Consider the following 25,559-nt stretch of genomic DNA (forward strand, 5'->3'; position numbering starts at 1 on the left):
CCTCCTAAACGTCTTATCGCTTCAGGGTCATGCTATCAAAATTCTTCATTTTTATGAAAAATGTTGGCTGTAAAACCGCATTATATCAGTCTATATTGTATGAATTTGAATACAATAAAATTGAATTTATCAAGTTTATTCATCTTTTTTTTATTTTAGAATCTTTTTTTTTCTATGATAATTTATTTTGATTGAGCATATTTAAAAGCTTTCACAGAACTGTTTTTGTAGTTTAAAATAACATTTATTCAAATCAATTCTAAAGTATTCAAAAGTGAAATCTTTGAGTTTTTAGATAATTACTTTTACTCTGAAGGTTGTTAGAAGAGACTAAAGAAAGTAGGATGAGAGATAATGAACAACAATAAAATTGCCGTATTAGTGACAGATTTAGTGGAAGATGTAGAATTAACTTCTCCTAGAAAAGCTTTAGAAGATGCTGGTTATGAATTGGTTCTAATTGAAAAAGAAGCTGGTAAAAAGATTGAAGGAAAAAAAGGAACAACTTTTATCATTGATCAAGCAATTGATGATGTAGCACCTACCGATTTTACGGGACTTTTAATTCCTGGTGGTTTTTCACCTGATCAATTACGTTCTGATCAACGTTTTGTTGATTTTGTTACGTACTATTTAGAAAATGACTTACCTTTATTCGCGATTTGTCATGGCCCTCAATTATTTATTCAAACAGGATTAACAGAAGGTCGGACTATGACGGCTTATACTAGTGTTCAGCCAGATTTAATTTATGCTGGAGCTAACCTAAAAGATCAATCCTTAGTCATTGATCGAGGTTTAGTCACTAGTCGAAACCCCGATGATCTACCTGATTTTAATCGTGGTATCTTAGAAGTTTTAGCTAATGCCTAAAAAAGTTGTGATTGAAGTGATTACTCACTTTAGTCACAACTTTTTTTGTCTTTCTATTGAAAAAATATATATGAATTTAACCAATCTTTGCAGTTTGTAAACGAACAAATTAATGATAGAATGAATAATCACATTGTAACAAGGAGATTTAGATAAAATGACTTATGCACTAGAAATAAAAGATCTTAAAAAAATCTATGCCACAGGTGTAGAAGCCTTAAAAGGGATTGACTTAACTGTTGAAGAAGGCGATTTTTATGCACTATTAGGACCAAATGGCGCTGGAAAATCTACTACTATAGGTATTATTACTTCACTAGTTAACAAATCTGGCGGTACTGTAAAAGTTTTTGACTACGATATCGATCGTGATTTAGTCAGAGCCAAACAACAAATCGGACTAGTGCCACAAGAATTCAATTTCAATCCATTTGAAACAGTCCAACAAATTGTTGTTAATCAAGCGGGCTACTATGGTGTCCCTCGTAAAGAAGCCATGGAACGCAGCGAGAAATATTTAAAACAGTCGGATTTATGGGAAAAACGACATGAAAAAGCACGGATGCTTTCTGGTGGAATGAAGCGTCGATTAATGATTGCTCGCGCCTTGATGCACGAGCCAAAATTATTAATTTTAGACGAACCAACTGCCGGGGTCGATATTGAATTACGTCGTGAAATGTGGCACTTTTTACGGGAATTAAACGAAGCTGGCACAACGATTATTTTAACTACTCATTATTTAGAAGAAGCCGAAATGTTGTGTCGCCATATTGGTATTATTCAATCAGGTGAATTAATTGAAAATACTAGTATGAAGAATTTACTTTCAAAATTACAATTTGAAACCTTTATCTTTGATTTAGAACCTTCTAGCAAAATACCAGAAATTTCTGGCTATCGAAGTGAATTAGAAGATGAACAAACATTAGCTGTGGAAGTCCATCGCGATCAAGGCGTCAATGAAATTTTTCATCAGTTAAGCGAACAAGGAATCAAAGTTCTTTCCATGCGCAACAAATCCAACCGTCTGGAAGAACTGTTTTTGAAAATTACGGAGGATAAACATGTTTAGTCTATATTATACAGCTTTAAAAAGTCTGGCTGTCAAAGAAACCAACCGCTATTTAAGGATTTGGGTCCAAACTTTAGTTCCACCAGTGATTACTACTTCATTGTATTTCATTATTTTTGGCAATTTAATCGGTGGACGAATTGGTGACATGGCGGGATTTTCTTATATGCAATTTATTGTTCCTGGTTTAATCATGATGTCAGTCATCACCAGTTCTTATGCCAACGTTTCTTCATCTTTTTTCTCACAAAAATTCCAAAAAAATATTGAAGAATTGCTGATTGCTCCAGTGCCAACTCATATTATTATGTGGGGCTTTGTAATTGGTGGTTTAGGTCGAAGCTTGATTGTCGGAACTTTTGTGACGATTGTTTCACTATTTTTTGTCCCGTTACAAGTACATTCTTGGATTATTATAATAGTTACTTTATTAATGACTTCGACACTATTTTCACTAGCAGGATTGTTAAACGGAGTTTTTGCACAATCTTATGACGATGTATCAATTGTACCAACCTTTGTTTTACAACCTTTAACTTATCTTGGTGGTGTCTTTTATGCTATTTCAATGTTGCCACCATTTTGGCAAGCCGTTTCTAAAGTAAATCCAATTGTTTATATGATTTCAGGCTTTCGTTATGGGTTTCTAGGGGTAGAAGATGTCTCAATTGTAGTTTCTTTAATTATTTTAGTTGGTTTTATTGTGGTTTTATATTCTGTCTGCTGGTATTTTATTGACCGAGGACGGGGATTAAGAAGTTAAAAAAGTCGATGGGTGATTTTTCACTCATCGACTTTTTCGTTATCCAAACGACTGCTCTGTCCGATTGATTATCTCATCTTGTAACGCTTTATCTAAATTGTTGAAATAATCACTATAACCTGCCACCCGCACAATTAAGTTTTCATATTCCTTCGGATGTTTTTGCGCTTTTAATAAAACTTCTCGATCAATGACATTAAACTGGATATGGTGACCGTCTAATGCAAAATAACTTCTGACTAGTGCTGCCATATGACTAATTCCTTGTTCACCTGCGACGACACTTGGTGTGAATTTTTGATTTAACAAGGCACCACCTGTTTTGGTTTGATCAATTTTAGACGCAGATTTAATCACCGCTGTTGGTCCGTTACAATCGGCACCTTTTTCTGGAGAAATCCCATCTGGCAAAGGAATTCCTTTGTGACGGCCATTTGGTGAAGCTTCCATCACTTGCCCAAAATAAACGTGGCAAGTTGTCGGTAAAAATTCTACCACCGTTTTAGAACCTTTTGGTGTTGATCGACCAGCAATCACCGCTTGTAAAGATTCGGCGACATCTTTTAATAAGTCATCAGCATAATCTTCATCGTTGCCATATTTCGGTGCTTGATTATATACGGCTTCATAAATAGCTTCATGCCCAACAAAATCATCGTTACAAGCAGTAATTAGTTCTTCCATCGTCATAGTTTTTTCTTCAAAAATATGATGCTTAATAGCTGCCAAAGAATCAGTAATAGTCGCAATACCGACACATTGAATATAGCTTGTATTGTAACGGGCACCGCCACAGTTATAATCTTTCCCATCTCGAACACAATCATCGGTCATCACTGACAATAAAGGAACCGGCATATTTTCCATGTACATTCTTTCAATCAAATTATTGCCAGCAACTTTAATATCCACCACATATTTTAATTCTTCATAAAATGCTTTAAAAACTTCTTCATAACTAGTCATTTCATTAAAATCACCGACATCAATACCCACTTGTTTATTCGTGTAATGATCATAACCACGATGCATTGCTAACTCAAAAATTTTCGGAACATTTAAATAGCCGGTTAATACATAGGCTTCTTTACCGGCGACGCCAACTTCCACGCAACCAGAGCAAATACCACTTTCTCTGGCATCATCCACTGATTTTCCTAAATAGGCCAACTCGTTTAAAATTGCTTCCGAATTATAAATTGCCGGTTGGCCCCAGCCTCGGCGAGAAATTTTTAGGGCTTCCCGTAAAAATTTTTCTGGTGATTTTTTAGAGACTTGGATATTAGAACTCGGCTGCAATAATTTCATTTCATCCATAACTTCTAAAATCAGATAGCTGACATCACTGACACCACTTGTCCCGTCAGGTCGTAAAGCACCAGTATTAATGTTACAAAAATCTGTATAAGTGGCACTTTCTTTTAAAGTAATGCCCACTTTTGGCGGTGCCGGTTGATTGTTAAACTGAATCCAGAAGTTTTCTAATAATTCTTTGGCTTCTTCCCGCGTTAGGCGTCCTTCAGCTAGATCTTTTTCATAAAATGGTTCTAAATGTTGATCTAACTTCCCAGGAGAATAGGCATCCCAGTTATTCATTTCTACAGTCACACCAATGTGCACAAACCAGTACATTTGTAGCGCTTGGCGGAAAGTTTGCGGTGCATGTTCTGGGACTACATCACAGACTTCGGCTAATTCTAACAATTCTTGTTTCCATTTTAAATCCGTTTCATTTTCAGCTAATTCGCGACATTGTGCCGCGTAACGATGACCAAAAATAATCATTGCTTCGCAGACTAATTTCATGCCTTCTAATTCTTCTCTTTTATTTAAAGCTTCCATATCATTGTTGAAATCCAATTGCTCGATTTCTTTTTCAATTTCCGCTTTAAAATCAGCAAAGCCTTTTTGATACATTTTGCCATCAGCAACGGTATGGCCGGGTCCTCGTTGCATTAAAAATTCTGTATATAAACCAGCATCAAATAATAAATGCCATTCTTCTGGTAACAATTTATTCATGCGAGTCATCATCGCCCTATCTTGCCAATAAGGAATAATCACTTCTTCTTGAATTCGACGATCCTCATCAGACACTTTGAAGAAGACTTTTTCACGATTGTTCATATTTTCAAAATCTGCCATCGTATGACAACACAATTCAGGAAATGTTGGTGCAGCCCATGGTTCATGACCTTTTTCACCTAAAATCAAACTGCCTTTTTCAATATAATTGGTTCGATTTTCCATAATATACTTAAAAGCTAAGCCCCGTAAAACAGGCGCAGATACTTTGCCTTCCCATTTTTTATAGGCTTCTGTTAACAATACAGCTCGTTCAATCGAAATTTTCGGCTGGCATTCTTTTTCTGAACGCTCCCGCAAATGTTTGATTCGTTCAGTGCTTCCTCTGCGTGTTGGTTCTAAAGTTAGTTCTGGCATTTCTTTTCCTCCTATATACTGACTAGCCGCCAATGGAAACTTGATACCCAGCAGCTTGATACAACGCCTGAATTTCTGCTAATTTTGCTTGACTTGGCTCAATAAAATGTTGCGTGCATTCTCGCTTTAAGCGACGATATTTGTCTTGTCCAAAATTGTGATAAGGCAACAGAGAAATTTTTGCGACCCGCACTGCTTCTTTTTTTAACCAAGCAAGAATATTTTCAGCTGTCTGGTTATCAGTATTAATTTCATCCAATAAAATTAAACGCAGATCAATCTCTGCTCCCTGATCGGATAAATACAATAAGTTTTTCAAAACCAATTGATTGTCAACACCGGTATATTGCTGATGCAATGAAGAATCCAAAAATTTCAAATCATATAAAAAACCATCTACATAAGGCAGTATCTTTTGATAATGCTCAGTTGGTGCTACGCCACAGGTATCAATCAACACTGAGACACCGACACGTTGACATTCTTTGGCCAGCTCCACCACATAATCTAGCGGTTGGGCCATCACTTCACCGCCAGAAAAAGTCACGCCACCACCTGATTGATCATAAAAAATTTGATCAGCTTGAATTTTTTTGACTAATTCTTTAATGGAATAATTTTGACCAATCAATTCTTCTTTGCCATCTTTATTTAGCATGATTTCTGGCTTAAAATTTTGACTTTCAGGATTATGACACCAGAGACATCTAATTGGACAACCTTTAAAGAAAATCGTCGTCCGTACACCAGGACCATCATGGGTAGAAAATTTTTGAATGTTAAAAACTGTCGGTGTTTTCATCAAATTGCCTCCCGCAAACTACATTTCTTTATCTCGAATAGCTGCCGCTTGAACTGCATTCATCACTGCACTACGAAAATGGTGATCTTCTAACGATTTCACTGCCGCAATTGTTGTTCCTGCTGGTGAAGTGACCATATCTTTCAATTCTCCTGGATGTTTCCCAGTTTCTAAAACCATTTGCGCACTACCTAAGACAGTTTGAGCAGCAAATTTATAAGCTTGATTTCTAGACATTCCTTCTAAAACGGCTGCATCAGCTAAAGCTTCGATAAAGATATAAACATAAGCTGGACCTGATCCACTAAGACTGACAACTGCCGACATTAATTTTTCTTCCACTACTTCGCATTTCCCAAAGCTATTAAAGACCGCGGCTACCAATTCAGTTTCATCATCGGTAATTTGTTGATTGCGACAAAACGCTGCCATTCCTTCACCGACTAATGCAGGTGTATTCGGCATGGCCCGAATAATTTTATGACTTGTCGAAAGTGCATTTTCAATCGTTTCAATCGTCACTCCAGCCGCAATTGAGACAATAATTTTTTCCTTCGATAATGTTGGTTTTAATTCAGTTAACAGGTTAGGTAGTACATAAGGTTTCACTGCAAAAATAATCATCTGGCTATTTTGAATTAATTCTTTGGGATCAGTCGCTGCTGAAACATTTAATTCTTCTTTTAGCGCCGTCATGGCAGGTTGATAAACATCATAAATCCAAATATTTTCTGGTTGATAATTTTTTGTTTCCACCAAACCACGAATCATTGCCTTGCCCATATTCCCTGTTCCGAAAAATCCAATCGTTTTTGCCATGCATCGTCACTCCTCAAGTTTTTTATTATCTGTTTTTTCTTTGAACTTTTTTCACAAAATAATTTAAAAAAATATTTTCTTTTTCAACTCCATTATATTCACTCAAATGAATTTTTTCAACAACAATTTCATTTTTATGATATAAAAAAAGCATGATTGCTCATTCGATTTATTCTGGAACGTGAACCACTAGTAAACGAACTACTGAATCACTCAAATTCGCCCAGTTATGGGGATGTTCCGCATGATAATGAGCAGAATCACCGGGATAAAGTTTTGTAACTTGATCATCCCAATAAAAAGTCAATATTCCTTCCAGAACAAAAATAAATTCCTCACCTTCATGAGTATAAATAGTCGGTTTTTCCTTAATTTCGCGCGGCATGACTTCGATATATTCTGGTCGGATCACTGCTTGAGGAGAAATCTGACTTAAATTGAAATGAATCGATTGATTCAAATTTTGCAAATAAGGTCGTTGATAGCCACGTACAACAATCTCATCTTCAAAATTTTCGGCTGCTTTGCCATTATTTCTAAAAAAATCAGCTACATCTGTTTCAAGTATCTGTGCCATTTCATTCAGATGGTCCACATCTATTGTAGTAATTCCCCTTTCAAATTGAGAGATAAATCCCGTTGAAAGTCCTGTTAACGCAGCCATTTGCTTAATAGTAATTTTTTTATTTTTACGTAATTTCTTGATTTGCTGACCCAGTTCCAAAAGTAAACACCTTCCCTTCAGTATTCATTCATATTATACCGAATTATTAATAACTAAAAAGTACTAACTTTCAGTTATATTGATATTTATTTTGTAAAGTGTATATAATAGTATTTTAGGTATTAGTTTATTCTTCAAATCAATCTTATATAAAGTAGTTTCTTATGCCACAACAAAATGGGATTCGTTAGCAGACTTTTCAAAAGAAAATCGTGAAAATTATAAAGACTTCTTATATGGCGAATAAAAAAACACTTACGGTCGAAAGTTTCCTTCCAATCGTAAGTGTTTTTTTTAGCATTTGGCTATAAAAGCCTTAAATAGTCGTTCATTTACCACTGTATCTGTTCCAAAAAATTCTGGATGCCATTGAACTGCCCAAACAAATTTTTTATCTGGCATATAAACTGCCTCAATTAAGTCATCGGCAGAAAGTGCGGTCGCTTCTAAATTTGGTGCTAAGTCTTTAATTGCTTGATGATGATAGCTATTGACACCTAGATTTTCTTTTTCTAGTAATTGAAAGAGAGGCCCTTCTTTTAAAAGTTTAACTGAGTGTTGAACGCGATCATAAGGTGCTGTCATATCGTGGGCAATCTGGGTTGAATATTCTGCTGCAATATCTTGATAAAGCGTCCCGCCATTGACAACATTCAACACTTGAATCCCACGACAAATACCTAATAATGGCTTGTCCATCGCAATAACTTTTTGCATACAATAAATTTCCATCTTATCTCTTTTTAAACAAGGTTCCCCAGAAAGCTCACTTGGCAATGTGCCGTATAATTCTGGTGAAACATCTTGACCACCAGTAAACAAAAATCCGTCACATTGTCCTAAAAAGTAATCTAAGTTTTCTTGATTTGTAGTAAAAGGTAAAATTAACGGAATCGCTCCATACTTTTCTAGTAAATCTAAATAAGCTGGCAACATCCAAATACTATCTTTCTGATTATCAAATAATGGCATCACGCCGATTACTGGTTTCATAATTCGTCCTCCGTGTTGTTTATTTTGTTAATACCCTCGTATAATGGTATGTATTTCTTCAAACGTTTTTTATAATCCGCAAATCATTTTTAGCCGCAATAGATTTAGTATATCATCTAGAAATTAAACCTTTTTTATAGCTAGATGTAGCAACAGTGAGAAAATGACTCATAACTAACTTAAAAATATAAAAAATTTTAATTTATTTCATAAAAATAAAAGAGCTGATTTGCTGGAGAAGATTTCGCATATCAGTTCTTTATATTTAAAATAAAGTTATTGAGTCGGTTACAACCTATTTCTCAATCTTTTATCCAACGCATTTGTAATAAATAGGGTTGTTGATATTTCGTTATTAAATGTTGAAAGAAATGATCTAAGTCATGACTATCTGGGGTTATGTTTTCTGTCAATAAGGCATACTTTTCTTTTTCTTCACTAGTAGCTTGCTTTTTGAAATAGCCCCAAATATGTTGATAAGCCACTCGTAAAGTTTTTTCAGTCGGTTCTACTGTTTCCAATTCAGTTAATAGCTTTTGATATTGTGCTTGTTTCATTGCATCCCATTGATTATTTTTAGCTAATAAACGAATCTCGTTATAAGCATTCTGATTCCGTGCCATCACCCAATATTTATGTTTGGCCCAGGACTGTTGAAAATCTTTTAATAAATCATTTTCCATCTGACTCACCAAAAGTTTCTTGGGCATATTCTTTACTGGATTCATAAGTTGCTAAAGCTTTTTTGCGACGTTCTTTATGGTTAACGATTGGTTTAGGATAAGTGTCATCAAGTATGACCCCGTATTCTTCTTGCTGTTCAATAGTCATTTTTTCTGGTTGATGAATATATTTATCCGGTAAATCTGCCAATTCTGGTAGATATTCTCGAATAAAATCCCCATGTTTATCAAATTTTTCAGCTTGTGTGGTGGGGTTAAAAATTCTAAAGTATGGTACTGCATCTGTTCCGGTAGATGCTGCCCACTGCCAACCTCCGATGTTACTGGCAGGATCGTAATCAATCAACATCTGTTGAAAGTATTTTTCTCCCCAGCGCCAATCGATTAACAAATCTTTAGTCAAAAAGGAGGCCACGATCATCCGCAACCGATTATGCATCCAACCAGTTTCCTTTAGTTGCCGCATCGCAGCATCCACAATTGGATAACCAGTTTTTCCCGTTTGCCAACGTTCAAATTTTTCTTGGTCATTTTCCCATTCCACAAATTTAAACTTCGCTTGAATCGGTTCATCTTTTTGTTTTGGAAAAGAAGTGTAAATCATATTGTAAAAGTCCCGCCAACAAAGTTCTTTTTGAAAGGTTGTCCTGCTTTGAGATTTATTAACCTTTTGAACCTTTTCCCAAGCAGTTCGCATCGAAATTTCTCCTGTCCGTAAAAAACGTGACAAATGACTAGTCTGGTCTAAGCTAGGAATATCTCTAGCTTGCTGATATTCTTCTAAATCAGCTTGAATAAACTTTGTAAGACGTTCTTCAGCAGCTTCTTCACCAAAGGAAATTTGTTGTTCAGGAATCTTTTCAATCATTTTTTTGAATTTTTCTTCGTCTTTTGAAAACAAGACTTTTTTATAGACGGCTTTCGCGTCGTAAGCTACTTTCAAAGGTGTCTCTTTGATCATTTCCAACCATTTTTTATAATAAGGCGTAAAGACTTTATAGTAGTCGCCATCATCTTTTTTGATTTCTTTGGCCCCATGAAGATAAGCATCTTGATATGCGTAACTTTCGATTTCATTTTCATGAAAGAATTTAATTGCCTCTTGATCACGAACCGCGCCATAGCCGCTAGTATCTTCATTGAAATAAATCTTATTCCAATCCTTCAACTCGTTTTTCAGCCGTTCAAATAACTCCAGCGGTTCACCATATTGAATTTGTAAATGGGCTTGTTGATCAATTGTTTCCTTAAAATGCTGAACACTTGAAAAAAACGCTTGATGATTGGGGCTATTTTGGATAAATTGATTTGGATTTGCTTGAAATAATAAGACTAAATCATCTGAACCTAAATTTTCACAAGCATAATATAACGCTTTATTATCTTGAATTCGTAAATCTCTGCGAAACCACATAACTGTTTTCATCTTCTTACCTCACTATTCCCAGTTGATTCATTTCAAGGTATCACACTATTAAAAGTGATGCATTGGATATGTTTGCAACTTATTCAACAAGGTAAAAAGCTTTCAATCTTTAGACAAATCTGTTAATAAAAAAGTTGAAAAAAACTTGTTGCAACAGGTATCTACAACGTGCTTTTCAACTTAATTTTGGATTTATTTTAATTAATTTCTTTCAACCAATCAACTATTTTTTGACTAACTTCTTGTTGTTGCGCATCATTGGTGATTTCGGCTTTACCGTCACCTTTTTGCTTACCATAGCTACCAAATCCACCGTGGTTTCCACCTTCAATCGTAGTATAAGCAGCATTTTTTGGTAAATATTTTTTTGCAGCATCATAGCTGTCCCAATTTAACACCTTATCATTACTAGCTGTAATCGATAAGACTGGCAGCTCAGTTTGTTTAAGACTGCCTTTTTCATCAGGATAACTAGCTAGAAAAATCATGCCAGCAACTTGATTAGCATGTTCAGCTGCAAACCGACTGGCCATCACACCGCCTAAAGAGTGTCCAGCTAAGATATATTTTTGCTGTGGCTTTTGTTCGATAATTTCCTCAGCTTTATTGCCGCCTAAAACGGCTAAATCCAACGGCATTTTTACAATATAAACATTGTAACCAGCTGCTACGACCTCTTTTGCCCACACACTATAGCTTTCAGCATCTACTAACGCACCTGGATAAAAGATTAAATTTGTCTGACTTTCTTCTGGTGCCTCAAATAATAAATAACCCGCATCGTTTTGGCTAACTTTTGCTGCACTCACTGCATTTTCTGCTGGCGGATAGGTCAGTGAATTTAGATAAATTAACCCACCGGATACTAGTAGAGCCAGAGTAATAATTACACCTAATGCTATCTTTTGCCATCTTTTTAATCGTTTCATTTCGTCCCTCCTGCTGTTCATTGTAGAAGAAGACAGGAAAAAGAACAATTTTTTTAGACGTTAAATGAAAAGGCAAAGCAACTCAACAAATTTTACTATTTCTTATTTTCGATTGTAAATATCCACTGACTACTGAAGCAATCACCTGCAGATTTTAGTAAACCCAAGCCAGTATTTTTTAACTCTCGCCCATAAAAAAATGACCGCCTAAATTTAATTCATCATAAAAATTTCCTTGTTGAGCGATGATTTCTTTAATTTTCAAACTAGTTATTCGACCAACTTGATGATTTGGTACCGTTGAAACATAAAAACTCATAGCTACTAGCGGATAAATTAAAGAGGTTTCGTTTTACAAACGTTCAACAACATTTATATCATCAGAAGTCCCTATCTGAGGACTGTAGGCCCACATAATGGATCAAATCTACCAGCACAACTCTCTAGTTGAAATTAAATATTCTTGTGCATTTTCTCTGGACATATCTAAAACTTTCTAATGGTAAATGTCGTAAATCAAACCGTATAAAAAAACCATTTTAACAAAGTATTTTTGTAATCTAATACCTCACTAAAATGGAATCTACATTTTATTACACTAATTTTAATTGGCTAATTGTTCTTTTAATAACGTTTGAATTCTAATAAGTTCGTCCAATGGAATACTTTGGTAAGAAATTTCATCTAGCATAAAACCTTCACCCATTGCTTGTTCTGAATCCACTTGATTAAACGCTTCACGATAGTTTCTAAATAATAATTCGATATCATTAAAGGTAATATCTGTTTGTAAATTATCTCCTAGACTATTTAAAATACTATGATAATTTCTTAACGATTTAATACTAACCATTTGTTTCAAAATTCCAGCTATTACTTCTCGCTGTCTTCCTTGACGGCCATAATCTCCTTCTGGATCATCATAGCGCATCCGAACGTATTTTAATGCCTTATTCCCATTTAAATACTGTGAACCAGACGGAAATTCAGTTTCTTCATAGGTAAAAGCAAATGGATTATTTACTTCAATTCCCCCAACTGAATCAACTAAAGTCTCGATCCCCTTCATGTTGATAACAACATAGTAATTGATTGGTATAGCTAATAATTGAGCAACAGTATCCGCAGCCATATCAACACCACCAAAAGCATAAGCGTGATTAACTTTATCCATCGTATCATGTCCAACAATCTCTGTATAAGTATCTCGAGGAATGCTTACTATTACGGTTTTTTTCGTATTTGGATTAACGGTTGCTACCATTAACGTATCAGAACGTCCTCGTTCTGTTCGACCTAAAGCACCTGTGTCAACACCTAATAATAATACGCTAAATGATTTTTTCTGATTTAAGCTAACTTCATCAAGAGGTTGAGTTTTTTTTGCTGGCTCATATACTTCATCAGTGACTCCTTTTACATCATAAAGCACTTTTGCTGCTGTAGCAGTAATCAAGCCAACCAAAACTAATAAAATACTTACTAGTAAAATTAAGGTTCTTTTCAGCTTTCCACTTGGTCTTCTTCCCTTATTTCTCATATACTCACTCCATTATCCATCTAGCATGTCTTCTTTCAAAAATCATTAAAAGACTGTGCTAATATATCAGCTATCCGTTCACTCGCATGACCATCACCATAGGGATTAGTTGCCTCAGACATCTTCTGATAAGCTATCGGATCTTCTAATAACTTCATCGTTTCCTGATAGACTGTTGCTTGATTTGTACCAACAAGTTTTAAAGTACCCGCTTTTATTCCTTCTGGACGCTCTGTTGTATCACGTAATACAAGAACTGGAATCCCCAGTGAGGGCGCTTCTTCTTGAACACCACCAGAATCAGTCAAAATTAAATCTGAATGTTGTGCAAAATTATGGAAATCAAATAAATCAAGCGGTTCGATTAATTGTATGTTTTTTAAATTTCCAAGTTCTTTTTCAGCCAGTTCACGAACAAGCGGATTTTTGTGCATCGGAAAAATAATTTCTACATCATCTTTTTCTTTTGCTATCTGCGCCAATGCTTTAAATACTTCTATCATTGGCTGTCCTAAATTTTCTCTTCGATGCATCGTGACTAAAAGTCTTTTCTTTCTCTCGTTTGATAAATTGGGGTGAGTATATTTTTTATCTATCGTATATGTCATTGCATCAATCGCTGTATTTCCAGTAACAAATACTTGCTCTTGTCGATGGTTTTCTTTAATCAAATTAACGGCACTCTCCTTTGTTGGAGCAAAACAAATATCCGACAAAGCATCAACTAATTGACGATTCACTTCCTCTGGAAATGGAGAGTATTTATTCCAAGTACGTAACCCTGATTCAACATGTCCAATCGGAATTTTTAGATAATAAGCTGTTAAAGCTGCTGCTAAAGTCGTTGTCGTATCACCATGAACCAAAACAACATCCGGCATATTCGCTTCTAGTACGGGCGTCAATTTATCAATAATATGAGTTGTCATTTCGCTTAAACTTTGCTTTTTTTTCATAATATTCAAGTCAAAGTCTGGAGTTATTTTAAAGAAATTCAATACCTGATCCAGCATGTCACGATGTTGACCTGAAACGACAACTCTTGATTGAAAACGTAGATCCCTCTCTAAAGTTTTTATTACTGGTGCCATCTTGATTGCTTCCGGTCTAGTACCAAAAATCGACATTACTTTTATCGACATATGTATCTCCCTTTTATTAAAAAATTCACAATTTATAACAAAAGGTCTTGAAGGAGAAATCCGCCACTCTCCTTCAAAACCCCTCATTTTCTACATAAAATAAACAATCTTAAATCTACTGATTCATAAACCATTCTTTTGTTATAACGGACAATGAAAAAATCTATTATTGTAGGTCCCATGTTTTTAGAGTTTTATCAGTTGGTGCATACTCCAATTTTGTTGGTTTTTCTCCAGTTCCAATTAGATAATACAATTTACCAGTCGCTGATTCTTCTGGTTTTAACACACCACCAAAAGCTTCCATTTCTTCTGTTACATTGTAGGTTTTATCTTTCTTATCCGTTACTAATTGAAAATCGATTGCTCCCATACCTTTATCTTGGGTACCAATGTTTTTGTATTCGACTGAAAAAGTAATTAATTGTTTAGGTTTTTCAGCTTCATTTACAGATTCGCTGCTGGATACTTCAGTGATTTTCATTTCAATACCGTCAGCTGTAAAAGGCACATTTAAACCATCTTTTACTTCCACTTTAGCAATTGAAGCAGAGCTATTACCACTGTCATCTGTTTTATTGTTAGTGTTAGAATTACACCCAGTTAAAACAAAACCAACTGCGATCATACTCAATAAAAATTTTTTCATGCAAAATCTCCGTTCATTAGTTCACTTGAACTGTTTTTCTATCTAATTCTTTTCCATCAGGACCATAAGCGACTAAATTGACAATATCACCTTTTTTGATGGCATTTCCAACGTAATAAGTGAAGGATCCATTTCTAAATGTTCCACCAATTGAAACCAAGCTATTATTTATATAAAGATAAGCTTGTTTTACATCACCTGAATAAACTCCAGAAATTTCAATTGCCCCAACGTTGTATACATTAGGAGAAATGTTGCCATTATAAGATGAATTTGCAAAAGATACTTTTACGTTTTCTTGCAGTAAGACATCGTCTGTTCCATAAGCGTTCATAGTAACATTATCGCCTTCTTTAATAGCATTACCCACATAGTAATTGAAGCGTCCATCTTTAAAAGTTCCGCCCCAAGAAATAACATTTCCGTTCACTGATAAGCGAGCTTTGCGTACATCTCCACTATATGTTCCAGTGATTTCACCATTACCAATAGTATAGCTATTTGGAGAAATTGAACCTTGTTTTGCAGGCGCTTGTTTGACAGTAACTGGGTTATTTTGAGTCAACAACGAATTATTTTGATCATAACCATTAATCATCACACTGTCTCCAGCTTTAATTCTTGATGTTCCTACCCAATAAGTAAAGCGTCCATTAGCAAAATTACCACCGAGTGATAAAACAGTTCCATTAACAATTACTTTCGCTTTTTTCACATCTCCACTGTAAACCCCAGTGATGTATTCATCTCCAACTGTATAATCACTTGCTAGCATAGTCCCTGAAGTATTAGATTCAACACGGACTGTTTTACTATCTAATTCTTTGTTTTCAGAATCTAAAGCAACTAAACGTACATTTGAATTTTTAGAGATTACATTTTGACCTACATAATAAGTGAAAGTACCATTTCTAAATGTTCCACCTTGTGAAATTAATTTATCATTAACGTACAATTTAGCTTTTTTCACATCACCTGTGTAAGAACCAGTAATTTCGACCGCTCCAACTGAAAAATTATTTGGTGTAATAGTTCCAGCTGCTGCAGGTGCAGCAATTACAGTCACTTTATTGTTTTGGCTTAACACATCACCATCAACATCGTAACCGTTAATTAATACGCTGTTACCTTGTTTAATTGCGTTTTTACCAACCCAATAGCTAAATTCACCATCTTTGAAAGAACCACCTAAAGAAAGTACTTTTCCATTAACGATTACTTTTGCTTTTTTCACATCACCTGTGTACGTTCCACGAATGTACTCATCACCAACTGTATAATCATAAGCGGAAATTGTGCCAGTATAATTAGATAGAACTTTGACAGTTTTTTCATCTAATTTCTTTTGATCTTTATCATAAGCAACTAGCACAACTTTTGAATTTTTCTTGATTAGTCCACTGCTCACTTCATAGGTGAATTTACCATCTTTCAATGTCCCACCTTTAGAGACCAAATTATCATCAACATAAAATTCAAGATAAGAAACATCACCTTCATAGTTACCAGTGATAAGCCCTTGGCCCACAGTATAATCATTCACTGTAATACCATGAATACTTTCTTTCACTTCAACTTCAATATCTTTAGTGGTAATTCCTCTATGACTATCTTCTACTGAATAAGTAATAAAGTATTTCCCAGCGACATTAGTATTGACGTTATTTGATTTGATGATGACTTTTGAAGTTAAGTCCCCATCTTCTTCATCATGCGCGGTAATACCTTCTAATGGATTAAAAGGTTCACCTTTTTCAATAATTTTATTTTCGGCATTGATTACCGGTAATACATTCTCACCTACTGTTACGTTGATTGTCTTAGTAGCAGTTAACCCGTGGCTATCTGTGATTTTGTATGTTACAGGGTAAACACCTGGTACATTTGGTTGTACTGGATTATCAATTATGACTACATTTTTAGTGATATCGCCATCTTCTTTATCAATTGCAGAGACACCTCTCATAGCAAATGAACCAGTAAAGTCTTCACCTAAAATAATTTTTCGATCTTCAGCAGTTAAAACAGGTTTTTCAGTTCCGTATGCTGGATCTAATTGAGCATATTCTAAGAAGCCACTAGATTCTTTTCCGCCACCAACAGTCCAATCAATAATGTTGTTGTCTTGAGTTAGAGCTGTGTTAAAGTGATATTTTCCATCTAGGGAATTTGGCACGCGAATTTCTGTATCAGTTACGAAGCCACCTAAATCGATGTTAATTGAACAATAAACCCGTGGTAAAATCCCGATAATTGTAGAAATTGTTGGATTTTGAATAATTAAAGAGCAACTATCTGGATCTACTTTAATATCAGCTGAAGTATAATTTTGAGCTTTAATTTGAATACCAAAGTTATAAGCTTTCATTTCACCTGATAAATAATTGATGAAACGCGGATCTTGTAACAACGGTTTAAACTCATTAGGCAATTTTACTTGATAAAAAGTTTTGTCGTTGTATGACATGTTAGCTAATTGTCTAACATTTAAATCAACTGTTAAAATACCTTCTGTTTTTTGGTTGTTGATAACTAAATTTTTATCGGTTGACATCTTCAAACCGATTTCTCCCCAAGCAACCAAACCAACATCTAGTGGTTGAATAGCATTTTGTTCAGTCGTTTCCTCTGTATTTTCAACTACAGCAGATTCAGCTGGTTCTTCCGCTGGTGCTGGTTGTTCAGCATTAATTTCTGGCAAGTTATTGTCAGCTAAACTTTCAGCTAATTCCGGCGATACTTCCTCAGTCCCCGCTGTTTTTTCTTCAGCTAACGATACGACGGGAAGTAATCCTGCATTCAATAACATTAAACTGCTAGCACCAATAGTTAATAATTTCTTTTTCTTCACTCTTTTTTCCCCTCTCTTTTTTTCCTTTTATGAATTGAATCTCAACCTAATCATTCATCACCCCCTAATACTTATAATAATTATAATTTCCAGCACTCAGAGATTTGGCACCGTTATAAACAACGCCGATTAAGCGTGCTTTCGATCGCTCTAGTAGGGTTTTACATTTTATTAAATTATTTCGTTTCGTACGATTTTCTCGAACCACTAAAACAACGCCATCAACTTTCGATGAGAAAATTTGAGCATCTGTTACTACTAAAAGCGGTGGTGAATCGACGATAATAAAATCATATTTTTCCTCCACCTGTTGAAAAATTTCATTTAAACGATTTGAATTTAACAGCTCTGAAGGATTAGAAGGAATCGGTCCTGCAGGTAAAAAATCTAAATTTTTAATTTGTGTTCTTTGAATAGCCTCTTCAAGTGAACTACCAACATTACTTAACAATGTGCTTAAACCAGCAACTGTGCCAGTACGTAAATTAAAAATTTTCCCAGCAGTTGCTCGGCGTAAATCACCATCAATCAATAGTACTTTTATATTGGTTTCTGCCATGACGACCGCTAAATTTGAAGCCAAGGTCGTTTTTCCTTCTTCCTGTTCAGTTGATGTAACCAAAAGTAATTTCATTGGTCTTCCAGATGAAGCAGCAAATTGAATACTTGTTCGTACGTTGCGATATTGCTCGGTAATTGGTGAAAATCTGTTTTCAATCGCAATTAATCGGTTTTCTCTTTCTCTCATTGTTCGCTACTCCTAATTTAAACTCTTTTTCTTCTTCTTCTTGAAACACTGTTTGAAGTGCCTGTGAGATCTCTTTTCAAAAGATCTTTATCTTTAGCAGACATTTTCATATCTACATTTGTCGTATGAGGAATAATTCCTAGTGCACTGGTACCAAAAATTTCAAAGACTGTTTGTTCAGTTTTTATTGTTTGATCAAGGCTAGCTCGTAACAGGACAAATAAAAATCCAACCATTCCTCCAATAAATAAACTCAACACTAAATTTAATTTATGATTTGGTGAAAAAGGATTTCGACTTGCTGTTGCTTTACTTGTAATCGAAATTTCACCTGGTATCTGACTATCTTCCAGTGCTTCCTGAAATACCTCAGAAGTTGTGTTGGCTAAATAAGAAGCCAACCTAGGACGATCGCTAACTGCTCGAATGGAAAAAAAAAGCGACTCCTGCTGTTGTTCCAGCGTGATTGCTTCTCTTAATTGACTAATAGACATATTCTGATTTTCTTCAGATTGCAGCTCTTGTTGCACTTCGCCTAAAACTAAGTCACTTAATACCAGTTCTTTATAAGTTTTTACTAATTGTAAATTGGCAGTAATTTCATTTGAAATATTTTCTTCAGTCGTTTTGGTCGCAGCAATCATTTGAGTCTGCGAACTGTACTTTGGTGTAATCCAGAAAAAAGAAATATACCCACCAATCAATAATCCCGTGATACTACAAAAAATAATAATGGGTAGTTTTTCTTTAATTGTTTGAAGTAAAAAGGTGAAATTGAATTTTTCATCCATAATAATTTGTTGCCTCCGATAATTTATGTACTGGTCTAATAAGCTCCGTCATGGGTGATAATGACTAAAAAAGTTTTTAGCATGATTTTTAAATCAAAAAGAAAACTCCCTTTATTTATGTAGCTTATATCTAAGCGGATCATTTCTTCAAAATGAAGTTTATTCCGTCCACTTACTTGCCAAAGACCGGTACATCCAGGTTTTACAAGTAATCTTAAACGATGATAAGCCGAATATTGATCAACCTCTTTAGGTAGAGCTGGTCGTGGTCCCACAATCGACATGTCTCCCTTTAATACATTTAATAATTGAGGAAATTCATCAATACTAAACTTTCGTAAAAAATGACCAACACGAGTAATGCGCGGGTCACATTTTATCTTGAACATTGGGCCTTGAATTTCATTTTTTTCAGTCAAGTCTGCCAAACGTTTTTCTGCGTTCACAGACATCGTCCGAAACTTATATAGGATAAAATACTTCCCATTTTGACCAACTCGCTTTTGACTAAAAAAAACAGGTGCTTTAGGATCTTCTATTTTAATCAGCAAGCTCACTAAAGCAAAAGGAATTAAAAGAACAATGAGCCCTACAAAACTGATAATAATATCGATAAGTCTTTTGGTTTTACTTCCCAAAAAGTCGGAATAAGCCAAACTTGTTTTGTTTTTTAAATCAAATTTTCCTATTGCAGGATTATTCTCATAAATGTTATTCATCTTTTCACTTCCAAATGATCGGTAAATTACCGATATATTTTTCTTTATTAATTAGACCTTGCTCTTTAAAGTCATTACAGCTAACAAAGTAATAATAAAACAGAAGGGAATTAATGAACCATCAATTAATTGTCTCTTTTTTGAATTTTTATATTCAAAAAACACTATTTTTTTAAATCAGAATGATATTTAATGCAAGTTTCTTTCTTTTTTTGTTAATTTTTCGTTTTTTTTAGATTTTTAATTAAAAATTCTCTATAAAAATTAATATTATATAACTTTCAGCTAACCTGCCTTATTTTCAATTAATTGATAGAAGTCATCTGAAATTTTATATCCTTTCCCCCATGAGGTATCAATCGGGTTGCAATATAGCCCACTTTTTTCGACTTTTTCTTTGATGTTACGGACACAGGTGGACAAAGCAGATAGTCTTGAATTAGTAACTTCTTCTTTTCCCCAAATTTTTTCAATCAGTTCTTGTCTCGAAACGTACAGTCCTTTATATTCATACAAACAATTCAAAAGTAAACTTTCTTTTTTTGATAAGCCAAAACTATAAAAATGATATTTCTTTTTATAATTTCCTTTATCTATTTCTGCGATTTCTGTTTGGAGAACTGTCTGGCACAATTCTCGAATCTCTTCCAATGAAGCATCACTTTTGATCCATTGATCTATACTGTACTCTGTTCGTTCTTCTTCGTAATTTTTTGCAAATTTACTTTCATACTTTCTGAAAATAGCAGGAACTTGATTACGAATATTGAACATTAGTTCATCCAATTCTTGGTAAGAAATAGTTTCACTTAAGATTACTGCATCAAAACAAGTAACTAATTGCGTAGTTTTTTTCGCCATCAAATGAAAATCGCTTATCAGACAAGTACTACAAAAAACTTCATGGTTTAATTGTTGTAGTTTATTTTGGAAACTTGATTCAGCTAATACATTTTTAGTCAAGATTAATATTTTCATGACTTTCCTCCTTCTTTAACTGTTCGGTTTCAGTTAATTGTTCTATACTCCTAACAAATTCCTCATAGTAGCGTTTTTGTGAATGTCGGTTTCTTCCTTTTATTGCCTGATCACTTAATCGCTTACGAAATTTATCATCATGAATTAATCGATCTAACCCTTTGGCGAAATTATTTATATAATTTTTATCATAATCAATTAGAAGCGCACTATCTTCACTGATATATTCTGGAATTCCACCAATTCTAGTGACAATTACTGGTATCCCCATTGCTTGTGCTTCGACAGCCGAAAGACAACAAGTTTCATGAAAGATTGATGGAACGGCGCAAATATCGGCTGCTTTTAAATAAGAAGGAACCTCTGTCTTTTTTATATAGCCGGTGAATCTTACTTCGATCGGTAGTTGTTCTGCTTGAGCCATGACTTTTTTGAAGTAGTTATCCTTTTTAATTGCGCTATAAGTTGTACCACCTAGTATTAGAACTTTCACATTTTTTTTAAATTTAACTTTATCTAAGGCTGCTAGCAGTAAATGTACTCCTTTGGTTTCCGTAATTCGCCCAGAAAATACAATGACACAATCGTCTTTTTTTAGACTTAATTCCGACCGAAGTGTTTGTTTCTCAATCGGGCTTGCCATTTGATAATCTTCTAATTTAATCCCATTGTTTACTCGATAAAATGGTGGCATTTCTTTGACTTTGGGGATTTTCTTTATTTGTTTAGCTAAAAAATCGCAGACTGACATGACTCCATCTAACTGTTGTAAAATTTCCTTTCCATTCATAGTTTGGTCATTTAAATAATCATTGTGTAAATAGACCGCTAATTTACCTGAAAAAAATGTCCGAATAATGGGAATTCTTTCAGGACAATTTAAGTCCACTAGACAATCGACTGCAGTATTCTGCAAATAATCTTGAGCTTTAGTCATTATCTCTGGGTAGGGAATCAAATTCTTTTTTTTCCCAGTTAACATGAACCACACTTTATTCAAAACTTTTTGCATGAACCATCTTAAAGGACGTTCTTTTGTTTTGACTGCGATCACCTTACTAAACTTGTGAGTTTTATTAAAAACGGTAATGGCCACATCATCTTTAGATACTATGATTAAATCTAATAATTGATGTTTCTCATTTTCCTCAATTAAAGAATCTAATAAAGTTTCAACAGCACCGCCTTTTACTGCTGGAATAGGCAGTTTCCCATAAGTGAGTAACATTACCCGAAGCTTCTTCATTTAAATTTCTCCTTTATCACTAAGTAAATGAAATAAATATTCTCAAAAACATAGCGTTTATAAAGTCTTTTCGGTTCTTTCATAAACCGGTGTAGCCACTCCAGGCCACTTTGTTGCATCCATGTAGGCGCTCGTGAAATTTCTCCTGCCAACACATCAAAACTACCGCCTACTCCCATCAGTAAATTAGCATTGAACTTCCTTTTATACTTAGCAACAAATTCTTCCTTGTAAGGAGAAGTCATTCCAATGAATAAAATTTGCGGATGACACTCAGCAATTTCTTTTACTACAGCTGTCTCATCCTTGAAGTACCCATTTTGAGCACCAACAATATTCAAATTTGGATACTGTTGTTTGAGTACTATTAATAATTGTTTTAAGATGCGTTCTTTAGTACCCAAAAAATATAAACTCAAACCATTTTTTTCAGCACTTTTAAGTAATTCTGTCATGGTGTCAATGCCGGTAACTCGTTCAATTTTCATTTTTTTAAGCCACCGACAAGCCCATACAATCGAATAACCATCGGCACTCACCATGTCGGCTTGTTGAATAATTTTTTTTATTTTAGGATCTTTTTGACAAAGAACTACTTTATTAGAATTCACCCCAATGTGTTCAATTACCTCGTTATTTTTGATTCTCTCCACCATTTCCTCAACAGTTTCCTGCAAATTTCCATTATCTATTAGGAGGTCAAATAATTTTATTTTTTTCATTTTAACGCCCCTTTCTGACCTGAATTACTACGGTATAATCCAATTAGAACAATCAAAAAAATAATTAATCCTTGACTGGTAAACAGGAATATTTTGGAGAATCCTCCCCACTGTTTCAACATGATCTGAACAATTAATAAACCCAATTGTAAAAACATTGTTCCAGTAGTTAATTGACTGTCCATTAAATGATTAGTTTGTCGTTTACGTAAATAAAAAATGATGAAAAAACCTAAGCTAGAAGCTAAAGACGCTCCATTAATGCCAATTAATGGGATTAATGATAAGCTACCTACCAAATTCACTGCTGCTCCGATTAATGAAGTAGTCAAAATTCCTTTTGTTTTTTTCACTACTATATAAGTAGTGCCAAAGAAACCTGAAATACAGGAGAAAAAATTACTAATCAATAAAAGAGGAATGTACGCTTTAGCAAAATAAAATTCTTTAGACAATAAAACGGCTGCTAATGGATCCAAAAATAGTAAGATCATACCTGAAGAAAACAATAAAAAGGTACTGTAGTGATTAAATACTTTTTGAAAAAAGAGACCCGCATCTTTTTTATGATATTGCTCAACTGCGGATAACTGCCAAGCTTGCATAAAAATAGCACCAAGCACCGATAATAAATTAGGTATTTTGCTTGCAGCAGCGTACATTCCATTACTTGCTACCCCTAAGAAAAAGGTCATAATAAAACGACTAGAGGTAGTCAATATCCACCACATTGCAGAATTTGGAATTAGTGGCAAACTATACTTAATAATTTGTTTGCTTTGAAAACTGCTTGCCGACTTTTTAAAGAACATATCCTTCCAAGAAATATTAAGAACTAAAAAAATTAATGAGAAACTATTGGCAACTACTAATGACAAGAAATAAGCTACCAATTTGTTATTCATTTGCCGAAAGAATAGAATGCCAAAAAGTAAAGTCAGCAATGAAAGAATAATGCCGTTTGCTGCATAGATTTTTAATTTACCAACCGCTTTGATATATTGCATAAGAATTAATTGAAATGATTGAATTGTTAATAGAACAAAACTTAACAACCCAATACTTGAAGAGATTGTCCAATGTAGCCCTAATAAATAGACAATTAATAGCAAAACTCCCGAAAAAGCAAGACCTATCAAATTAATTCGTAAAGCTACTGATAACCAGTTCATCTGTTCTTTTTTGCTTTTACTATCTAATACAAAACGCAATACACCTTCTGAGACACTTAAACTAACAATTGGAAGTAAAAGATTAATTGTATTTATCAATAAATCAGCAGTTCCATACTGTGCCTTAGTTAGATAGTAGGTATAAAAACCTACTAAAAAAAAGGTAATTAATTTGCTCCCAAAACTACCAATAGCAAAAATCAGCGAATCATTGAATAATTTTTTATATTGATTCATAGGTCTGTCAAACTGTTCTGAATAGTTTTCATGATCTGATAATTAATTGTAAAAGCACTTTGCATGTCTTCTTTACCTTGTTTCACCTGATTGATCATTTGCTGATTATTGTCTAATCTTTCATCTACTTTTTTTATTAATAGTTCCGTGTTTACATGTAATTCTTCTATCGGAAAAACATCATTCTCAATGCTAAGATTTTTAAACATTTCAACAACTTTTTGTTGCCAAGATAATCCGATAATAGGTATATATTGTGAAACTGCCACAATCATCGAATGCATCCTAGTACCAATTACTAGATTCAAAGTTTGATATAACGTGAGTAACTCCTCTTTATCTTTAATAGGAACCAATTTTACTTGCGGCTGTCTTTGAAACTCACTATAAATAGTTTCAATTGTTTCATAATCTTGAACTTCAGAAGAAAATAAAACTATCTCTCTTTGTTGGTCAACTAGACGTTGAATTAAAGCTGTTAAATCTTTTAAGTACCGTAAATATTCTTTCTGTGAGCAACCAGTAATCCGGTAATCAATCACACAAATACCAATACGCTGGAATCCATCGCGTTGAGCTTTTAATTGCTCGAAAGATTTTTCTGCTGGTAAAAGAAACACTGGGTCAACTGAAGGGTAAACTGCAGGATGATGAGAACCATTCATGTATTGCCAAGATCGATAATCGCGAAAAGTAATATAGTCACATTTTTTTAATGTCTCAACAGCCGCTTGCTTTTGTTTTTCAGTACAAAAGGGACCAATACCAATTGAACTTACAAATATCGGCACTTGATATTGTTTTGCCAAAGTCACTACTTGATCAAACCGTTGCGCAGATAACGTAACTGGTGATAAATCAAAAATCGCATTCCCACCTCCAATTACTAAAAGATCGGTTTGCTTCAAAGCCTCTTCAAATCGTTGGATACTTTCCGGATCATACATTTTTTTGCGAGATTTTAGCCACTTACTGTGGCTGACCAAATTTTTTACAAAAGGTAATTGACGAAAGTACTTATAATAGATGTTATGAACTTCCGATCGACGAACTAAATTTTTATCTAGCTTAATTTGAGAATCCTCAAGCAATTTGTAACTAAATTTACGTGTCTCAATACCAGTCAATAACTCTTTAGATAAAACTTCGGCTATCAAACGATCCCCTATATTTGTACTGTCAATGAAACTTACTAATATTGCTTTCATTTGTTAAACTCTACTTTCATATTTTCT

The 25,559-nt window shown here is 34.3% G+C and carries 24 protein-coding genes; 3 read left to right on the forward strand and 21 right to left on the reverse strand.

Annotated features, from left to right (window positions below; all coding sequences use genetic code 11):
- Positions 1-354: 354 nt before the first annotated feature.
- From ACVWNY_RS10445 to ACVWNY_RS10455, 3 genes are all read left to right on the forward strand, one after another.
- Positions 355-873: a type 1 glutamine amidotransferase domain-containing protein gene (locus tag ACVWNY_RS10445; protein ID WP_218326276.1), complete on the forward strand. Its 519-nt coding sequence runs from the start codon at positions 355-357 to the stop codon at positions 871-873.
- 157 nt (positions 874-1,030) lie between these two features.
- On the forward strand, positions 1,031-1,948 hold the full coding sequence (locus ACVWNY_RS10450) for an ABC transporter ATP-binding protein (protein WP_218326277.1): 918 nt from the start codon (positions 1,031-1,033) through the stop codon (positions 1,946-1,948).
- A complete protein-coding gene (locus tag ACVWNY_RS10455) occupies positions 1,941-2,711 on the forward strand; it encodes an ABC transporter permease (RefSeq protein ID WP_218326279.1) in 771 nt (256 codons plus the stop codon). Before ACVWNY_RS10450 ends, ACVWNY_RS10455 begins: the two co-directional genes overlap by 8 nt.
- A gap of 39 nt (positions 2,712-2,750) precedes the next feature.
- Here ACVWNY_RS10455 and hypD read toward each other — a convergent pair whose 3' ends face one another.
- The 21 genes from hypD to ACVWNY_RS10560 form a co-directional block, all read right to left on the reverse strand.
- On the reverse strand, positions 2,751-5,153 hold the full coding sequence (gene hypD / locus ACVWNY_RS10460; RefSeq protein ID WP_218326280.1) for a trans-4-hydroxy-L-proline dehydratase: 2,403 nt from the start codon (positions 5,151-5,153) through the stop codon (positions 2,751-2,753).
- Between the two features lie 22 nt (positions 5,154-5,175).
- Positions 5,176-5,955, reverse strand: coding sequence for a 4Fe-4S cluster-binding domain-containing protein (locus ACVWNY_RS10465; protein ID WP_218326282.1), 780 nt, complete (start codon positions 5,953-5,955; stop codon positions 5,176-5,178).
- Positions 5,956-5,973: 18 nt separating this feature from the next.
- Positions 5,974-6,774, reverse strand: coding sequence for a pyrroline-5-carboxylate reductase (proC, locus tag ACVWNY_RS10470; RefSeq protein ID WP_218326284.1), 801 nt, complete (start codon positions 6,772-6,774; stop codon positions 5,974-5,976).
- A 169-nt stretch (positions 6,775-6,943) separates the two neighbouring features.
- Positions 6,944-7,498, reverse strand: a complete 555-nt coding sequence (locus ACVWNY_RS10475; RefSeq protein WP_218326285.1) for a helix-turn-helix domain-containing protein — start codon at positions 7,496-7,498, stop codon at positions 6,944-6,946.
- 294 nt (positions 7,499-7,792) lie between these two features.
- Positions 7,793-8,491 carry a gamma-glutamyl-gamma-aminobutyrate hydrolase family protein gene (locus ACVWNY_RS10480; protein WP_218326287.1) on the reverse strand — a complete coding sequence of 233 codons (699 nt, stop codon included), beginning with the start codon at positions 8,489-8,491 and terminating at the stop codon, positions 7,793-7,795.
- Positions 8,492-8,793: 302 nt separating this feature from the next.
- The gene (locus tag ACVWNY_RS10485; RefSeq protein ID WP_218326288.1) at positions 8,794-9,174 is read right to left on the reverse strand and encodes a DUF1722 domain-containing protein; all 381 of its coding nucleotides are present in this window, start codon (positions 9,172-9,174) and stop codon (positions 8,794-8,796) included.
- The gene (locus tag ACVWNY_RS10490) at positions 9,164-10,600 is read right to left on the reverse strand and encodes a cryptochrome/photolyase family protein (RefSeq protein ID WP_454071331.1); all 1,437 of its coding nucleotides are present in this window, start codon (positions 10,598-10,600) and stop codon (positions 9,164-9,166) included. Before ACVWNY_RS10490 ends, ACVWNY_RS10485 begins: the two co-directional genes overlap by 11 nt.
- A gap of 197 nt (positions 10,601-10,797) precedes the next feature.
- On the reverse strand, positions 10,798-11,529 hold the full coding sequence (locus ACVWNY_RS10495; RefSeq protein WP_454071332.1) for an alpha/beta hydrolase: 732 nt from the start codon (positions 11,527-11,529) through the stop codon (positions 10,798-10,800).
- Positions 11,530-11,707: 178 nt separating this feature from the next.
- A complete protein-coding gene (locus tag ACVWNY_RS10500; RefSeq protein WP_454071333.1) occupies positions 11,708-11,848 on the reverse strand; it encodes a hypothetical protein in 141 nt (46 codons plus the stop codon).
- A 285-nt stretch (positions 11,849-12,133) separates the two neighbouring features.
- Entirely contained in the window at positions 12,134-13,069 is a 936-nt protein-coding gene (locus ACVWNY_RS10505) for an LCP family glycopolymer transferase (protein ID WP_454071334.1), read from the reverse strand.
- 35 nt (positions 13,070-13,104) lie between these two features.
- On the reverse strand, positions 13,105-14,211 hold the full coding sequence (gene wecB, locus ACVWNY_RS10510; protein ID WP_454071335.1) for a non-hydrolyzing UDP-N-acetylglucosamine 2-epimerase: 1,107 nt from the start codon (positions 14,209-14,211) through the stop codon (positions 13,105-13,107).
- Between the two features lie 166 nt (positions 14,212-14,377).
- Positions 14,378-14,860, reverse strand: coding sequence for a DUF4352 domain-containing protein (locus tag ACVWNY_RS10515; RefSeq protein ID WP_454071336.1), 483 nt, complete (start codon positions 14,858-14,860; stop codon positions 14,378-14,380).
- 16 nt (positions 14,861-14,876) lie between these two features.
- The gene (locus ACVWNY_RS10520) at positions 14,877-17,711 is read right to left on the reverse strand and encodes an immunoglobulin-like domain-containing protein (protein ID WP_454071337.1); all 2,835 of its coding nucleotides are present in this window, start codon (positions 17,709-17,711) and stop codon (positions 14,877-14,879) included.
- A gap of 64 nt (positions 17,712-17,775) precedes the next feature.
- The gene (locus ACVWNY_RS10525) at positions 17,776-18,459 is read right to left on the reverse strand and encodes a CpsD/CapB family tyrosine-protein kinase (protein ID WP_454071338.1); all 684 of its coding nucleotides are present in this window, start codon (positions 18,457-18,459) and stop codon (positions 17,776-17,778) included.
- A 17-nt stretch (positions 18,460-18,476) separates the two neighbouring features.
- On the reverse strand, positions 18,477-19,250 hold the full coding sequence (locus ACVWNY_RS10530) for a YveK family protein (protein WP_218326296.1): 774 nt from the start codon (positions 19,248-19,250) through the stop codon (positions 18,477-18,479).
- Positions 19,251-19,285: 35 nt separating this feature from the next.
- Positions 19,286-19,969, reverse strand: coding sequence for a sugar transferase (locus ACVWNY_RS10535; protein ID WP_438719500.1), 684 nt, complete (start codon positions 19,967-19,969; stop codon positions 19,286-19,288).
- Positions 19,970-20,254: 285 nt separating this feature from the next.
- On the reverse strand, positions 20,255-20,947 hold the full coding sequence (locus ACVWNY_RS10540; RefSeq protein ID WP_218326299.1) for a winged helix-turn-helix domain-containing protein: 693 nt from the start codon (positions 20,945-20,947) through the stop codon (positions 20,255-20,257).
- Complete coding sequence (locus ACVWNY_RS10545; protein ID WP_454071339.1) at positions 20,925-22,193, reverse strand: glycosyltransferase family 4 protein; 1,269 nt, start codon at positions 22,191-22,193, stop codon at positions 20,925-20,927. Before ACVWNY_RS10545 ends, ACVWNY_RS10540 begins: the two co-directional genes overlap by 23 nt.
- Positions 22,190-22,915, reverse strand: a complete 726-nt coding sequence (locus tag ACVWNY_RS10550; protein WP_454071340.1) for a WecB/TagA/CpsF family glycosyltransferase — start codon at positions 22,913-22,915, stop codon at positions 22,190-22,192. Before ACVWNY_RS10550 ends, ACVWNY_RS10545 begins: the two co-directional genes overlap by 4 nt.
- Positions 22,912-24,324 carry an oligosaccharide flippase family protein gene (locus ACVWNY_RS10555; protein ID WP_454071341.1) on the reverse strand — a complete coding sequence of 471 codons (1,413 nt, stop codon included), beginning with the start codon at positions 24,322-24,324 and terminating at the stop codon, positions 22,912-22,914. Before ACVWNY_RS10555 ends, ACVWNY_RS10550 begins: the two co-directional genes overlap by 4 nt.
- Entirely contained in the window at positions 24,321-25,532 is a 1,212-nt protein-coding gene (locus tag ACVWNY_RS10560) for a polysaccharide pyruvyl transferase family protein (protein ID WP_454071342.1), read from the reverse strand. The genes ACVWNY_RS10555 and ACVWNY_RS10560 overlap by 4 nt, the downstream gene beginning before the upstream one ends.
- Between the last annotated feature and the right edge of the window lie 27 nt (positions 25,533-25,559).

Source organism: Enterococcus sp. JNUCC 77 (genome assembly GCF_054819945.1).